Annotated in this window: 15 protein-coding genes and 1 pseudogene; 11 read left to right on the top strand and 5 right to left on the bottom strand. The window is 40.1% G+C overall.

From position 1 onward, the window contains the following. The first annotated feature begins 26 nt into the window (after positions 1-26). The 8 genes from EXS92_RS04680 to EXS92_RS04645 all read left to right on the top strand — a co-directional run bounded on the left by EXS92_RS04680 (position 27) and on the right by EXS92_RS04645 (position 7959). Positions 27-1391, top strand: coding sequence for a S41 family peptidase (locus EXS92_RS04680; RefSeq protein ID WP_165515718.1), 1365 nt, complete (start codon positions 27-29; stop codon positions 1389-1391). A gap of 6 nt (positions 1392-1397) precedes the next feature. Then, positions 1398-2561, top strand: coding sequence for an SH3 domain-containing protein (locus tag EXS92_RS04675; RefSeq protein WP_165515717.1), 1164 nt, complete (start codon positions 1398-1400; stop codon positions 2559-2561). Then, the gene (locus EXS92_RS04670) at positions 2548-3249 is read left to right on the top strand and encodes a 1-acyl-sn-glycerol-3-phosphate acyltransferase (RefSeq protein WP_001978381.1); all 702 of its coding nucleotides are present in this window, start codon (positions 2548-2550) and stop codon (positions 3247-3249) included. Before EXS92_RS04675 ends, EXS92_RS04670 begins: the two co-directional genes overlap by 14 nt. Then, entirely contained in the window at positions 3246-3947 is a 702-nt protein-coding gene (ung, locus tag EXS92_RS04665) for a uracil-DNA glycosylase (RefSeq protein ID WP_165515716.1), read from the top strand. The genes EXS92_RS04670 and ung overlap by 4 nt, the downstream gene beginning before the upstream one ends. Before the next feature lie 89 nt (positions 3948-4036). After that, entirely contained in the window at positions 4037-5029 is a 993-nt protein-coding gene (gene gap, locus EXS92_RS04660; RefSeq protein ID WP_165515715.1) for a type I glyceraldehyde-3-phosphate dehydrogenase, read from the top strand. 14 nt (positions 5030-5043) lie between these two features. Continuing rightward, positions 5044-6252 carry a phosphoglycerate kinase gene (locus tag EXS92_RS04655; protein WP_165515714.1) on the top strand — a complete coding sequence of 403 codons (1209 nt, stop codon included), beginning with the start codon at positions 5044-5046 and terminating at the stop codon, positions 6250-6252. Positions 6253-6267: 15 nt separating this feature from the next. Beyond that, positions 6268-7224 carry a magnesium/cobalt transporter CorA gene (gene corA, locus EXS92_RS04650; protein WP_000248511.1) on the top strand — a complete coding sequence of 319 codons (957 nt, stop codon included), beginning with the start codon at positions 6268-6270 and terminating at the stop codon, positions 7222-7224. Between the two features lie 6 nt (positions 7225-7230). Continuing rightward, positions 7231-7959 (top strand): TerC family protein, encoded by a 729-nt coding sequence (locus EXS92_RS04645; RefSeq protein ID WP_165515713.1) that lies wholly within the window; start codon positions 7231-7233, stop codon positions 7957-7959. A 117-nt stretch (positions 7960-8076) separates the two neighbouring features. On the opposite strand, the pseudogene EXS92_RS04640 reads toward EXS92_RS04645, so the two are convergent. From EXS92_RS04640 to exbB, 4 genes and pseudogenes are all read right to left on the bottom strand, one after another. Further along, a pseudogene (locus EXS92_RS04640) lies at positions 8077-9346 on the bottom strand (outer membrane protein). A 190-nt stretch (positions 9347-9536) separates the two neighbouring features. Continuing rightward, positions 9537-10403 (bottom strand): energy transducer TonB family protein, encoded by an 867-nt coding sequence (locus tag EXS92_RS04635; RefSeq protein WP_165515712.1) that lies wholly within the window; start codon positions 10401-10403, stop codon positions 9537-9539. Continuing rightward, positions 10369-10758: a TonB system transport protein ExbD gene (gene exbD / locus EXS92_RS04630; RefSeq protein ID WP_108400803.1), complete on the bottom strand. Its 390-nt coding sequence runs from the start codon at positions 10756-10758 to the stop codon at positions 10369-10371. Before exbD ends, EXS92_RS04635 begins: the two co-directional genes overlap by 35 nt. After that, positions 10755-11192, bottom strand: coding sequence for a TonB-system energizer ExbB (exbB, locus tag EXS92_RS04625; protein WP_001862479.1), 438 nt, complete (start codon positions 11190-11192; stop codon positions 10755-10757). The genes exbD and exbB overlap by 4 nt, the downstream gene beginning before the upstream one ends. 309 nt (positions 11193-11501) lie before the next feature. On the opposite strand from exbB, the gene nikR reads away from it, so the two are divergent. Together nikR and nadD are read left to right on the top strand one after the other, a co-directional pair. Continuing rightward, positions 11502-11948: a nickel-responsive transcriptional regulator NikR gene (nikR, locus tag EXS92_RS04620; RefSeq protein ID WP_165515711.1), complete on the top strand. Its 447-nt coding sequence runs from the start codon at positions 11502-11504 to the stop codon at positions 11946-11948. Further along, complete coding sequence (gene nadD, locus EXS92_RS04615) at positions 11941-12456, top strand: nicotinate (nicotinamide) nucleotide adenylyltransferase (RefSeq protein ID WP_165515754.1); 516 nt, start codon at positions 11941-11943, stop codon at positions 12454-12456. The genes nikR and nadD overlap by 8 nt, the downstream gene beginning before the upstream one ends. On the opposite strand, the gene EXS92_RS04610 is transcribed toward nadD, so the two are convergent. Then, positions 12453-13214 (bottom strand): J domain-containing protein, encoded by a 762-nt coding sequence (locus EXS92_RS04610; protein WP_165515710.1) that lies wholly within the window; start codon positions 13212-13214, stop codon positions 12453-12455. The two genes, nadD and EXS92_RS04610, sit on opposite strands and share 4 nt — an antisense overlap. Positions 13215-13353: 139 nt before the next feature. On the opposite strand from EXS92_RS04610, the gene mnmA reads away from it, so the two are divergent. Beyond that, on the top strand, positions 13354-14382 hold the full coding sequence (mnmA, locus tag EXS92_RS04605; protein WP_165515709.1) for a tRNA 2-thiouridine(34) synthase MnmA: 1029 nt from the start codon (positions 13354-13356) through the stop codon (positions 14380-14382). The last annotated feature ends 19 nt before the right edge of the window (positions 14383-14401 follow it).

Raw genomic sequence — 14401 nt, 5'->3', positions numbered from 1 at the left:
CTCAAAAATGGGTGGTGCTATTAACAATGACAAAACGACTTTTTAAAGGGTTGTTAGCGATTTCTCTTGCTGTGAGTTTGCATGGTGGTGAAGTTAAGGAAAAAAAGCCGGTCAAGCCGGTTAAAGAAGATCCGCAAGAATTAGCGGCTAAAAGGGTGGAAGCGTTCAGTCGTTTCTCTAATGTGGTTACAGAAATTGAAAAAAAGTATGTGGATAAAATCAGTATTTCTGAGATCATGACTAAAGCGATTGAAGGCTTGCTCTCTAATTTGGACGCGCATTCAGCGTATTTGAATGAAAAGAAGTTTAAGGAATTTCAAGCCCAAACCGAGGGCGAATTTGGGGGGCTTGGGATCACGGTGGGCATGCGCGATGGCGTTTTGACCGTTATTGCGCCTTTAGAAGGCACTCCAGCTTACAAGGCTGGGGTTAAATCAGGCGATAGCATTTTAAAAATCAATAACGAAAGCACGCTGAGCATGAGCATTGATGATGCGGTTAATCTCATGCGCGGCAAGCCAAAAACCTCTATTCAGATCACTGTTGTTAGGAAAAATGAGCCAAAACCCTTGGTGTTTAATATCGTTAGGGATATTATCAAGATCCCCTCTGTCTATGTGAAAAAGATTAAAGAAACCCCTTATCTATATGTGAGAGTGAGTGGTTTTGACAAGAATGTTACCAAATCGGTTTTAGAAGGCTTAAAAGCTAACCCTAAGGCTAAAGGGATCGTGTTGGATTTAAGAGGCAATCCTGGAGGGTTGTTAAACCAGGCGGTGGGCTTGTCTAACTTATTCATTAAAGAGGGGGTTTTAGTCTCTCAAAAAGGCAAAAACAAAGAAGAAAATTTAGAATACAAGGCTAACGGCAGAGCCCCTTATACCAATTTGCCTATTGCGGTGTTAGTCAATGGCGGTTCAGCGAGCGCGAGCGAGATCGTCGCAGGGGCACTGCAAGATCACAAACGGGCCGTGATTATCGGTGAAAAAACCTTTGGTAAGGGAAGCGTGCAGATGCTGCTCCCTGTCAATAAAGACGAAGCCATTAAAATCACAACCGCACGCTACTATTTACCGAGCGGGCGCACCATTCAAGCTAAGGGGATCACGCCTGATATTGTGATTTATCCGGGTAAAGCGCCAGACAATGAGAATAAATTCAGCTTGAAAGAAGCGGATCTAAAACACCATTTAGAGCAAGAGCTTAAAAAGATTGATGATAAAACCCCTAATTCCAAAGAGGCGGATAAAGACAAGAAAAGCGAAGAGGAAAAAGAGGTTACTCCTAAAATGATCAACGATGACATTCAACTGAAAACCGCTATTGACAGCTTGAAAACCTGGTCTATCGTTGATGAGAAAATGGACGAAAAAGCGCCTAAGAAGAAATAAAAACTCATGGGGTTTTTATTTGAAAAATCGTTAATGAGTTTTTGCGCCCACTCAATCAAAATCCTTAGAATCATCAGTTTGATTTTAAGCTTTTTGGCGGCTTTTTTGGTTGCTGAGGACGCTCATGAGCCAGAAGAGATCAAGGCTAAAGTGGCTTATGTGAAAATCCCCCAATTAGAAGATTTGGAAAACACCCCGGTTTATATCGGTCAAATTATAGGCGTAACTTATGATTTATTGCTGTTTGACGCTGAGTTTTTGGAAGCCAAAATCAAAGACGGGTGGGATAAAACCCAAATTGAGCTTTTAAATAAGATGCCTAAATGGAAAAAGGTGGAAAAAGAGCTTTTCAGAGCGACTTATTATTACAAGATTAAGGGCATGAAAGCGAGTATTCCGTCCTTAGAAGTGAGCGCGTTTTCCAATAAAGACAAATACATCGATCATTCCATAGCCCCAAAAGTTGCTTTGCAGGTAACGGATCTGTCCAAAAACCCTCGTTACGCGAATGTCATGGCTAAAGATTTACAAGTCTTGCAATACAAAACCAAAGATTATGACGATAAAAACAATATTTTGGTGATGGAAATAGCGTTCAAAGAAGCCACTTGGGAAGATTTTCACATCAAAGAAGCGATCAAACAAGGGTTTGATAACGCCTCTTTAAACCAGATCAAGGCTAAAGAAGGGAGCGTTTTTTATTATTGCGTGTTGCCTAAGACTATTCAAAACCTTTCTTTTGATTATTTCTCGCTTTCAAATAAGCAATTTAAGACCTTATCTTTTTCAGCCATTCCCACTCAAGACACTACTGGTATCCAAAGCGATCTCATCCCTAAAAACAATTTTTTAGTCTTTTCTAATGTGGCGCTGCTCGCTTTGTGCGTGTTTTTCTTGGCGTTGTTTTTCATTTTTGGGCGCAAACTCATTTTTTTAGGGCTTGGGATTTTGTGCTTAGGGTTTGTTTTGTACCACCTTTTATTCACGCAAAAATCAGCCATTTTGCTCGCTCATAAAAAAATCCGCATTCTGCCCACGCAAAATTCCACCATTTTAGGGCTTTCTAAAAATGAAATGCCGATTAAAATCTTAGGCTCGCATGATGATTATTATAAAATCCTAACGCCGCATGAACAAATAGGATGGGTCAAAAAAGATGAAGTCAAATAGTTTAAGAGCGATTTATAGGGCTTTAGTGATCGCTATCGGACTAGCTGTTATCATTGTTTTCAATTATTTTAACCGCAAAAACAATAACGCCCGCTCCAGCCGTAGGGCTTGTTCGTGCTTTTTTTCTCTCACCGGGGTTCATTTAGAAAAAATAGGCGCTTTTGATACGGACGCTAAACTCATTGTCTTAAACCACCAAAGCCTATTAGACATCATTTATTTAGAAGCCTACCACCCCAGTAATATTTGCTGGATCGCTAAAAAAGAGCTGGGTGAAATCCCCTTTTATGGGCATGCCTTAACCGATACCGGAATGATCTTAATTGACAGAGAGGATAAAAAGGGGATTGTGAGCCTTTTGAAAGCGTGTAAAGAAAAACTGGATCAAAACCGCCCCTTAGTGATTTTCCCTGAAGGCACTAGAGGCAAAGGAGGAGAAAAATTCCTCCCCTTCAAGCAAGGGGCTAAAATCATCGCTGAAAAATTCCAGCTCAAAATCCAGCCCATGGTGTTAATCAATTCCATTAAAATCTTTAATTCCAAGCCCCTAGAAGCCTATAAAGCACGCACCCGCTTAGTCATGCTAGAAAGCTATACGCCTGATTTTAGCTCGCCTACCTGGTATGAAGAATTACAAGAACGCATGCAAAAAGAGTATTTAAAACACTACCACGAACTAAACGCATGAAGCTTTTTGACTACGCTCCTTTGAGTTTGGCTTGGCGGGAGTTTTTGCAAAGCGAATTTAAAAAGCCTTATTTCTTAGAAATAGAAAAACGCTACCTAGAAGCCCTAAAAAGCCCTAAAACCATTTTCCCCAAAAGCTCTAATCTGTTTTATGCGCTCAATCTAACGCCTCCTAGCGCGGTTAAAATCATCCTTTTAGGGCAAGACCCCTACCATTCCACCTACCTAGAAAATGAACAAGAATTGCCGGTGGCGATGGGCTTAAGCTTTAGCGTGGAAAAAAACGCCCCCATCCCCCCAAGCTTAAAAAATATTTTTAAAGAATTGCATGCGAATTTAGGCGTGCCTGTGCCTTGTTGTGGGGATTTGAACGCATGGGCTAAAAGGGGCATGCTGTTATTGAACGCCATTTTAAGCGTGGAAAAAAACCAAGCCGCTTCACACAAATATATTGGCTGGGAAGCTTTTAGCGATAGGATACTGATGCGTCTTTTTGAAACGATCTCCCCTTTAATCGTGGTGTTATTAGGGAAAGTCGCCCAAAAAAAGATCGCGCTAATCCCTAAAAACAAACACATCATCATCACAGCCCCTCACCCCAGCCCATTATCTAGGGGGTTTTTAGGGAGTGGGGTTTTTACAAGCGTTCAAAAAGCTTATAGAGAGGTTTATCATAAGGATTTTGATTTCAGTTTGTGATTGATGCTTAATGAGACTAGAACCCCTTAAGAATGCCTTGATTTAAAAGCATTTGTGATAAAATGCTAATTTTTAAATAAAGGGAAAACATGCCAATTAAAATCGCTATCAATGGGACTGGGCGCATCGGTTTGTGCACTATAAGAGTCGCCAGTCAAAGAAAAGATGTAGAAATCGTAGCCATCAATTCCACCGCTGAATTAGAAACTCTTTTGCATTTGATACGCCATGATAGCGTGCATGGGCATTTTGAAGCCAAATTAAACGCCAATAGAACCCTAAATATCGGGCATAGTAAAAATATTTTAGTGTTGAGCGAGCGAGACATTAACAAGCTTGATTTTTCTGCCGCTAACGCAGAAATCATCATAGAATGCACGGGGAAATTCAATTCCCTAGAAGCTTCAAGCGCTCATCTTAAAAACAGCGTGAAAAAAGTCATCATCTCCGCTCCCGCGCAAAACGCCCCCACATTTGTCTATGGGGTGAATCACACTAATTACCATAACGAAAGCGTGATTTCTAACGCCTCTTGCACGACTAACGCTACCGCTCCTTTACTCAAAATCTTAGATGAAGCCTTTAAAGTAGAAAACGCGCTTTTAACCACCATCCACAGCTACACTAACGATCAAAACCTTTTAGACACCAAGCACAAGGACATCCGCCGTGCTAGAGCGGCTAGTTTAAACCTTATCCCCACAAGCACCGGCGTGAGCAAAGCCATTTCGCTAGTCTTACCGCATTTAGGCCCTAAGATTACAGGCCTTGCGATTAGAGTGCCTACCCCTAATGTGAGCTTGGTGGATCTGTCTTTAAATTTTAAAAAAGTTGTGAGTAAAGCAAGCGTTCATCATGCGCTTAAAGACGCTTGCAAGCATGCCTTTAAAGGGATTGTGAGCGTTGATGAAGAAAGGCTCGTTTCAAGCGATTTTATTTCTTCGCCTTTTAGCGCGATCGTGATTGATGATCAGATCATGACGATAGGCGAAAAAAATGCTAAAGTATTGGCATGGTATGATAATGAAATGGGTTATAGCGAGCGCTTGATAGACATGGCGCAATATATAGCACAAAATTAAAAGAAAGGATTTTCATGTTAGCTAAAATGTCGTTTATGCAAAACGTTAAAAACATTCAAGAGGTGGATGTCAATCATAAAAGGGTGCTTATTAGAGTGGATTTTAACGTGCCTTTAGATGAAAATTTGAATATCACTGATGACACGCGCATCAGAGAGAGCTTGCCTACCATCCAATTTTGTATTGACAATAAGGCTAAAGATATTATTTTAGTGAGCCATTTGGGTCGCCCTAAAGGGGTTGAAGAAAAATTGAGCTTAAAGCCCTTTTTGAAACGCCTTGAAAGACTCTTAAACCATGAAGTGGTTTTTTCTCAAAATATCGCGCAACTCAAGCAAGCCTTAAACGAAAACGCGCCCACAAGGATTTTTCTTTTAGAAAACATCCGCTTTTTAAAAGGTGAAGAAGAAAATGATGAAAATCTGGCTAAGGATTTAGCGGGCTTGTGCGATGTGTTTGTGAATGACGCTTTTGGCACGAGCCACAGAAAGCATGCCAGCACTTATGGCACCGCTAAATTCGCCCCTATTAAAGTGAGCGGGTTTTTACTCAAAAAAGAAATTGATTCGTTTTATCAAGCGTTTAACCACCCTTTACGCCCTTTATTGTTGATTGTGGGGGGGGCTAAGGTCAGCTCCAAACTCACTTTATTAAAAAACATTTTAGATCTCATTGACAAGCTCATCATTGCCGGGGCGATGAGCAACACCTTCTTAAAAGCCTTAGGCTATGATGTGCAAGATTCTTCTGTAGAAGACGCCCTAATCAATGACGCCCTAGAGTTGTTAAAAAGCGCGAAAGAAAAAAAAGTCAAAGTCTATTTACCCATAGACGCTGTAACCACTGATGATATTCTTAACTCCAAACACATCAAAATTTCACCCGTCCAAGACATTGAGCCTAAACACAAGATCGCTGATATAGGGCCTGCGAGCGTGAAATTATTTTCTGAAGTCATAGAGAGCGCGCCCACGATCATATGGAATGGCCCCTTAGGCGTGCATGAAAAACAAGAATTTGCCAGAGGCACAACCTTTTTAGCCCACAAGATCGCTGACACTTACGCTTTCTCGCTCATTGGCGGGGGCGATACCATTGATGCGATCAACCGTGCGGGCGAAAAGGATAACATGAGCTTTATTTCTACCGGTGGGGGAGCGAGTTTGGAATTATTAGAGGGCAAAATTTTACCTTGTTTTGAGGTTTTGGACAAACGCCATTAACTCTAAGGATCGCTTATGGTGAATGTGTTTTTCAAACAGCAAAAATTTGTCATTAAAAAACGCTTTAATGATTTTAATGGCTTTGATATAGAAGAAAATGAGGTTTTATGGTTTGAGCTCATCAACCCCACGCCCAATGAATTAGCCACTCTAAGCCAAGAATACGCCATCCACTACAACACGGATCATTCCCAACGAGTCTCATCAGTAACCAAATATTGGGAAGACAGCTCCAGCGTTACGATTAATGCTTTTTTCACCAACCAGGATGAAAATGAGACTTTCCACACGGAAATGGCGACCTTTATTTTGTCCAATAACATTCTTTTCACGATCTATTATGGGACTTTAGAAATCTTTGATTCTATCCAAAAAAAGGTTTTGGCTAGCCCTAAAAAATTTGAAGACGGGTTTGATATTCTAACCAAAATCTTTGAAGTGTATTTTGAAAAAGGGGTAGAATGTTTGGAGTGGATCAACAAACAAACAAGCCTGTTGCGTAAAAACATCATTTTCAAAGAAACTTCTACGCATGATGATATTTTAGTGCGCTTGTCCAATTTGCAAGAATTTAATGTGGCTTTAAGGGATTCCTTTTTTGACAAACGGCGCATCATCACCGCTTTATTAAGGAGCAATAAAGTGGATAGCGATACTAAAAATAATTTAAATATCATTTTAACCGATTTCAGCTCGTTAGTGGAGTCTACGACGGTCAATCTCAACTCCCTTGATAACATTCAAAACCTGTTCGCTTCTCAAGTCAATGTGGAGCAAAATAAAATCATCAAACTCTTCACTGTGGCGACTATGGCGATGATGCCCCCCACATTGATTGGCACGATTTATGGCATGAATTTTAAATTCATGCCGGAGTTAGAATGGCAATACGGGTATCTTTTCGCGCTGATTGTCATGGCGATCTCTACGATTTTGCCTGTGCTCTATTTTAAAAAGAAAGGCTGGTTGTAGCCTTTCATGGAATTTTTATCTTCGCTCTTAGACGCTCTTTCTACACCGCATGGCGTAATCTCCTTGGCTACGCTCACGCTTTTAGAGATCGTTTTAGGGATTGATAACATCATTTTTATCACGGTGATGGTTTATAAACTCCCCAAACACCAGCAAAATAAGGCCATGATTTTAGGCTTGGGTCTGGCTATGATCGCTCGTATAGGGCTTTTAGGGAGTTTGTTTTTCATCAGCCATTTGCAAAAACCTTTATTCGTTATAGCGGGCATGAGCTTTTCATGGCGTGATGTGGTGCTGCTTTTAGGGGGGGCGTTTTTGGCTTTTAAAGCGTTAGTGGAACTAAAAGAGCAGATTTACCCTAAAGAAAAACGCCAAGAAAAAGCGTTTGGCTTTTTCATCACCTTAATAGAAATCATGTTTTTAGACATTGTTTTTTCTTTAGACTCCGTGATCACGGCTATTGGGATCGCTAAACACTTAGAAGTCATGGCGCTTGCTATCGTTTTATCTGTAATCGTGATGATGTTTTTTTCCAAAATCGTTGGCGATTTTATTGAAAAGCATTATCGCGTCAAAACTTTAGCCTTTGTGTTTTTGCTCGTTGTGGGCGTGATCTTGTTTTTAGAAGGCTTGCATTTGCACATCAATAAAAACTATTTGTATGCGGGCATTGGTTTTGCTTTGCTCATAGAATGCTTGAACATTTTCATAGAAAAGAAAATGAAAAAAAATTAAAAAGCGTTTTTTTAAAAGGCTTTCATGCTTTTATGAACAACTAAATTTTAATCAAAACTCATAAGTGCATAGGGGCATTTCGCAATGAAGCCCCCTTAAAAGGAGGGTTTGTGCCACCTAGTAAGCGAACACATAATTGAGATACACGCTATAGAGCCTTCTGTATTTGAGTTCAGCCCCCATGAAAGAGTAATAATCCGTGTTAATGGTGGGGATTTTCACGCCCAATTCAATGCCATGCTGAGCGGCATGATCGCTGTCTTTTTTCTTAGGCCTAGCGAGGTTCATTCTCAAGCCTAAGTCAAACAAAAATTGGAAGTTAGAAGCGCTGACATTAGCGTTATAAATGCCATTCATCATGGTCAAATTCACTTGTTGGGAATTAAGCCACGAAGTCCCGGCTAACGCAAAGCCACCAAAAAGTCCCACGGAGAGTTTGTTATTTTTGCCTAAAAAGTTGGTGTTTTTATCGTTGATGAAGTTATAAAGAGCGTCCATGCCCACCCCATAAGTCCACACGTCAGAAGCCGAGTTGAAGAAATTGGATTTGATGAACGCATGGTTGTAATCAAAGAAACCATAATACCTTAACCCCCAATTCCTTTTTTTGCCAAAGAATTGTTTGTAACCCGCTTGCACGCCGATCCCATTCATCGCGCCGTTATTGTTTTGATAGTCAATCACGCCGATACGCCTAAAGGGGTTTTTGCCCAATTCTTGCGCGGTGGTTTGGAGTTGGTTGTATTTGTTGATATCCAAAGAATAAGTGAGCAAACCTTCTGGGGAATTAGGGTTTTGAGAGGCATGCGTCATGTTTTGAAGAGATTTGGCGTTAGGCAAGTGAGAGATACCGCTATTAATCGCTTTTGAGTCTTTATTCAGGGTGTTAAGGGCTTCTTTAAAATTCAAAATGGTTTGAGATAAAGCCCTATCCTGATTGACCTGATTGCCATAATAAGCGGTGTGTTGCTCCAAAGAGTTTAAAGTTTCTTTCACAAACGCGCAGCCTGAAGCCAATAAAAAGGGCTATGACTTGCCACATGCCCACAGCGGCGTTGAGCGCTAAAGCCACAGCTTGATAGGCAGGGGAAGTGGTGGTGGCGCTAGTGAGGTTGATCGCGCTTGAGCTTAAATTATCAATCGCGCCGGTGATCGCGCTCGGTGTGCTGGCTAGATTGACTAAGGAATTTAAGTAATTGTATTGGTTTAAAAGGTTGCTCAAGTTATCGTATCGGTCTGCAAGATTTTGCAATGCTCCTGTGTTTTTCACTTGTTGGACCGCTTCACCGATCTGATAGCCCACACTCATATAAAATCCGTCATCTTCAGCCCTTGATAATGAAGCCATGAGAGAAAGAGAGAGTAAGAGAGATTTTTTGATTTTCATGTTTTCTCCTTTTAATAGATTTTTCTTTGATACAAAGAAACTTCATATTATAAGCAATAAATGGAATTTTATGGCTAATTTTAGCTCTGAATTTTAGAGATTTTGTTTTTTTTTTTTTTGTAAATTGCGAAAAATAGGGGTTTTGGCCTAACTTTTAAGGCTTAAAAACCGCCCTTAAAAGAAAGACTAATCAGTCTTCTTTCAAGCTATAAGCGATAGGGATTTTTAGATGCACGGTTTCTTCTGGTTTAGGGAATAGATGCGCCGCGCTTTTAATGGCTTCTAAAGCTGCATGGTTTAAAATATCAGTCGTGTTGCTTTTGACTACTTTAATGTCTGTAGTGCTCCCATCAGCATTGATTGTAAAGCTCACTAACACTTCGCCCTCAATGCCCCTAATCTGCGCCATTTTAGGGTAGCGGTTCTTAGAAGAAATAGCGGTTTGGATCTTCATTAAAAATTCGTTGCTCACCCCTGGGTTATAAGCTTGAGCTTCAGAAGTTGCACCCTCAGAGGTTTTGTTAGACTCTTCTTGCTTGTCTTTTTCTTTGACTATATCTTTAGTCGTTACTTGTTTAGGGGCACTTTTTTCTTTAGCTTCCTCTTTAGCTTCTTCTTTTTTGGGTTCTTCTTTAGGCTCTTCTTTCTTAGGTTCTTCAACTTTAGGCTCGGGTTTTGGCTCAGGTTTAGGTTTTGGCTTTGGCTCAGGCTTAGGTTTTGGTTCAGGTTTAGGTTTAGGTTTAGGTTTAGGTTTTGGCTCAGGCTTGGGTTTTGGCTTAGGCTTTGTTACCTCTTTCTTGGGTTCTTCTTTTTTGGGTTCTTCTTTAGGCTCTTCTTTGGGTTTAGCGGATTCGGCATTCGTCTTCACTTTAGAATTGGTGTTAATGCTGGCTAAACTCATGGTAACCTTAGTGGTCCCGGCTTGCGCTAAAGGCTCTGGGGCGTCTTCGTGCAGTAAAAAATAGCCAAACCCTATAGCGTATAGGGCAAAAGAAATTAAAAAGCTGACACTCGTTGAGACTTTACTTAGTTTCTGTGGAGATGGAGAAATTTTCATGATTATGCTCTTTTAAAATATCCATAATGCTGATAAAAGTTTCAAAACGAGAGCTTTTGTCGCTTTTTAAATCTATAAGGGTTTTAGGGTCTGTTTGTTTGACTACAGCACTCAAAGCTTCTAAATTCGTCGGTTTGTCATCTACGAAAATATTGTCATGCTCATCTACGGAGATGACCACCACTTTTTGATCGTTTGACTGCGTTTTTTCCGCATTTTTAGCGTTAGGGAGACTGACTTTAATCTTACCTTGTGCAATAAAAGTAGAAACGCTTAACACAATCGCCAACAAAACGAGCATAATATCAATGAAAGGGACAACATTCAGCCCATCGCCTCTTCTGATGCTTTTCATTTTTTCATGATCCTAAATTTTTCACTCAAAACATCGGATTTTCTCAACAAGCTATTATAAGCGATCAAAGTAGGGATCGCCACAGCAAGCCCTAGAGCGGTCGCTTTTAAAGCCAAAGACAAACCTACCATGATCGTTTTAGCGTCCATCCCGCCGCTCACGCCCATGTCATAGAAAATCACCATGATCCCTAAAACTGTTCCTAATAAGCCCACGTAAGGCGCGTTAGAAAAAATCACATAGAGAATGGTCAAGTTCTTGGTTAAATCCAAATTTAGGGCGTCTATATCATCATAAGCCTTCAAATCGACTTTAGAATAAAAAATAACCCTTTCAATCGCAAACCACAAGGCTAAAAAACTGGCCACGCCAAGCACCGCAAAAACAAATATGTCCACATAATCTTTCAACATTCCCACTGAAAAACCGCCCATAAAAACTCCTTTTGTCTATAATCAAATAACTCCCCTAAAACTAAAGCAAGCCGTTCTAGGGTAACGCTCTAAGAAACACCAATTCGCATAATCCTCTAAAAATGATAAAGGAACATTGGATTGTTGATTATATTGTTTTAATAATAACAAGTCAATAATGATTAAGCTAATAATTACAATCAAATTCAAACGCTCTTATGGCCAACCATTTAAATCCAGTTTGTATTATAATGGTTCATTTTAAATTAATTCAATCATACTAGCATGAGCGACTTTTAATAAACTCATGCCAAAAAAGGACTTTTCTCAATGGATGCACCCAATAAAGACGATTCAATCATCCGCTTTTCGGTTTCTTTGCAACAAAATTTATTAGACGAATTAGACAACCGCATCATTAAAAACGGCTATTCTTCTCGTTCAGAATTAGTGCGCGACATGATCAGAGAAAAATTAGTAGAAGACAATTGGGCAGAAGATAACCCTAATGATGAGAGCAAAATCGCCGTGCTTGTGGTGATTTATGATCACCACCAAAGGGAATTAAACCAGCGCATGATAGACATTCAGCATGACAGCGGGACGCATGTTTTATGCACCACGCACATTCATATGGATGCGCATAATTGTTTAGAAACGATTATTTTACAAGGCAATTCGCTTGAAATCCAACGCTTGCAATTGGAAATTGGGGGGCTTAGGGGGGTTAAATTCGCTAAATTGACTAAGGCGTCTAGCTTTGAATGCAATGAATAGCGTCTTACAATATAAAGAATTAGCGCTCTATGGAGGGAGTTTTGATCCCTTACACAAGGCTCATTTAGCCATTATTGATCAAACTTTAGAATTATTGCCCTTTGCTCAGCTCATTGTCTTGCCCGCTTATCAAAACCCTTTCAAAAAGCCATGTTTTTTGGATGCGCAAACCCGTTTTAAGGAATTAGAAAGAGCTTTAAAGAGAATGGATAGGGTGCTATTGAGCGATTTTGAAATCAAGCAAGAAAGGGCCGTGCCTACGATAGAAAGCGTTCTTCATTTCCAAAAACTCTACAGCCCCCAAACGCTTTATTTAGTCATAGGAGCGGATTGCTTGAGGCATCTTTCTTCTTGGACTAACGCTAAAGAGCTTTTAAAAAGGGTGGAATTAGTGGTTTTTGAAAGGATTGGCTATGAAGAAATCCAATTTAAGGGGCGTTATTTCCCTTTAAAAGGCATTGACGCGCCGATTTCTTCTAGCACGATTAGGGCTAGCTTGGGGGTTTAGGCGTGTTTTTTAATGTGGCGATACGCCTCTTGAATGATCGCAAAACGTTTGGCATAAAGAGCCTTTTTTTCTTTAAGATCGCATAAATCAGGGTGGTAGGTTTTAGCCAATTCTAAATAGCGCTTTTTGACTTCGCTGAAATTTTCATGCTTGATGAAACCTAACGCTTTATAGCATTCTCTTAATTTGCGCTCAGCCATAGTGGTGTAGCTGTCCTTGCCAAAGCCATTAGGGTAGATGAAATCTAAGCATGCGTTATGGACGATTCTATTTTCATTGAGCGTTACAATGAGTTCCCAAAAACGCTCTGAGTCGCCTCTTATATGCAATTCATCTTGGGTTTCCAAAAACACACAGCCGCTGAATTTTTGGCGTAAAAACCGCTTGGCGATAGGGTGTTTGGTGATAAAAAGCGCGTATTCTGCCCCAAAGGTTAAAACTTTCACTTCTATTTTTTCTAAAAGCGTGTTTTGAGCTATGATTTTGATGCGTATGGGCAAGTGGCTTTTTTGTAAAATCTCTTCTAATGAATATTGGCTAATATCTTTTTCATGCGCGCATTCAAGGGCATGATAGACCCAATTAAGCAAGTAGTTTTTTTTGAAGCATTCCGTGTCGTTTAAAATGAGTAACGATGAAGAGAGCATGTGGCACTGGCTGAAATGCTTTTTAGCGTAGTTTAAAACTTTTTTCAATAAAGGGTGGCTGTTAGGGAGCGCGACTTGCGTGAATTTGGCTAACAATTCAATTTTGGCCATTACCCTTATTTTCTCCGTGCGTTTTGATGCGATTTTAAAAAATCTTTAGGTATTTTAGCATGCCAATGGTTAAAAAAAGGTGGTTATGAATGGTTTTTGTGCTAGACTACGAGCCATAACTCATAATGAAAGATTAAAAATGAAAATAGCGGTATTACTCAGTGGGGGGGTGGATAGCTCTTATAGCGCTTATAGCTTAAAAGAGCAAGGGCATGAATTAGTGGGGATTTATTTAAAGCTCCATGCGAGTGAAAAAAAGCATGATTTATACATTAAAAACGCTCAAAAAGCGTGCGAGTTTTTAGGCATTCCTTTAGAGGTGTTGGATTTTCAAAAGGATTTCAAAAGCGCGGTTTATGATGAATTTATCAGCGCCTATGAAGAAGGGCAAACCCCTAACCCATGCGCGTTGTGCAACCCTTTAATGAAGTTTGGGCTAGCTTTAGATCACGCTTTAAAATTAGGGTGTGAAAAGATCGCTACCGGGCATTATGCGAGAGTCAAAGAAATTGACAAGATAAGTTATATTCAAGAAGCTTTGGATAAAACTAAAGATCAGAGCTATTTTTTATACGCTTTAGAGCATGAAGTTATCGCTAAATTGGTGTTCCCTTTAGGGGATTTGCTAAAAAAGGATATTAAGCCTTTAGCCTTGAATGCGATGCCTTTTTTAGGCACTTTAGAGACTTATAAGGAATCTCAAGAAATCTGCTTTGTGGAAAAAAGCTACATTGACACTTTAAAAAAGCATGTTGAAGTGGAAAAAGAGGGCGTGGTGAAAAACCTACAAGGCGAAGTCATTGGCACGCATAAGGGCTATATGCAATACACGATTGGCAAACGCAAAGGCTTTAGTGTTAAAGGTGCGTTAGAGCCGCATTTTGTGGTGGGGATTGACGCTAAAAAGAACGAGTTGATTGTGGGCAAAAAAGAAGATTTAGCCACGCATTCGCTTAAGGCTAAAAACAAGTCTTTAATGAAAGATTTTAAAAATGGCGAATACTTCATCAAGGCTCGTTACAGGAGTGTGCCTGCTAAAGCGTTTGTCAGCTTGAAAGATGAGATGATTGAAGTGGAGTTTGAAGAGCCTTTTTATGGCGTGGCTAAAGGGCAAGCCTTAGTCGTTTATCAAGATGACATCTTGCTTGGCGGGGGCGTGATTGTTTAAAAACTAAAGAACTAAGAGA

The sequence above is a fragment of the Helicobacter pylori genome (genome assembly GCF_011175115.1).
GTDB lineage: Bacteria > Campylobacterota > Campylobacteria > Campylobacterales > Helicobacteraceae > Helicobacter > Helicobacter pylori_DF.
The sequence above is the reverse complement of the archived record's forward strand: the minus strand, read 5'-3'. Positions and strand labels throughout refer to the sequence as shown.

Excerpts from the sequence above, each read along its gene's own strand:
- EXS92_RS04680 (WP_165515718.1), top strand. The coding sequence starts at position 27 with ATGACAAAACGACTTTTTAAAGGGTTGTTAGCGATTTCTCTTGCTGTG.
- EXS92_RS04675 (WP_165515717.1), top strand. The coding sequence starts at position 1,398 with ATGGGGTTTTTATTTGAAAAATCGTTAATGAGTTTTTGCGCCCACTCA.
- EXS92_RS04670 (WP_001978381.1), top strand. The coding sequence starts at position 2,548 with ATGAAGTCAAATAGTTTAAGAGCGATTTATAGGGCTTTAGTGATCGCT.
- ung (WP_165515716.1), top strand. The coding sequence starts at position 3,246 with ATGAAGCTTTTTGACTACGCTCCTTTGAGTTTGGCTTGGCGGGAGTTT.
- gap (WP_165515715.1), top strand. The coding sequence starts at position 4,037 with ATGCCAATTAAAATCGCTATCAATGGGACTGGGCGCATCGGTTTGTGC.
- EXS92_RS04655 (WP_165515714.1), top strand. The coding sequence starts at position 5,044 with ATGTTAGCTAAAATGTCGTTTATGCAAAACGTTAAAAACATTCAAGAG.
- corA (WP_000248511.1), top strand. The coding sequence starts at position 6,268 with ATGGTGAATGTGTTTTTCAAACAGCAAAAATTTGTCATTAAAAAACGC.
- EXS92_RS04645 (WP_165515713.1), top strand. The coding sequence starts at position 7,231 with ATGGAATTTTTATCTTCGCTCTTAGACGCTCTTTCTACACCGCATGGC.
- EXS92_RS04635 (WP_165515712.1), bottom strand. The coding sequence starts at position 10,403 with ATGAAAATTTCTCCATCTCCACAGAAACTAAGTAAAGTCTCAACGAGT.
- exbD (WP_108400803.1), bottom strand. The coding sequence starts at position 10,758 with ATGAAAAGCATCAGAAGAGGCGATGGGCTGAATGTTGTCCCTTTCATT.
- exbB (WP_001862479.1), bottom strand. The coding sequence starts at position 11,192 with ATGGGCGGTTTTTCAGTGGGAATGTTGAAAGATTATGTGGACATATTT.
- nikR (WP_165515711.1), top strand. The coding sequence starts at position 11,502 with ATGGATGCACCCAATAAAGACGATTCAATCATCCGCTTTTCGGTTTCT.
- nadD (WP_165515754.1), top strand. The coding sequence starts at position 11,941 with ATGAATAGCGTCTTACAATATAAAGAATTAGCGCTCTATGGAGGGAGT.
- EXS92_RS04610 (WP_165515710.1), bottom strand. The coding sequence starts at position 13,214 with ATGGCCAAAATTGAATTGTTAGCCAAATTCACGCAAGTCGCGCTCCCT.
- mnmA (WP_165515709.1), top strand. The coding sequence starts at position 13,354 with ATGAAAATAGCGGTATTACTCAGTGGGGGGGTGGATAGCTCTTATAGC.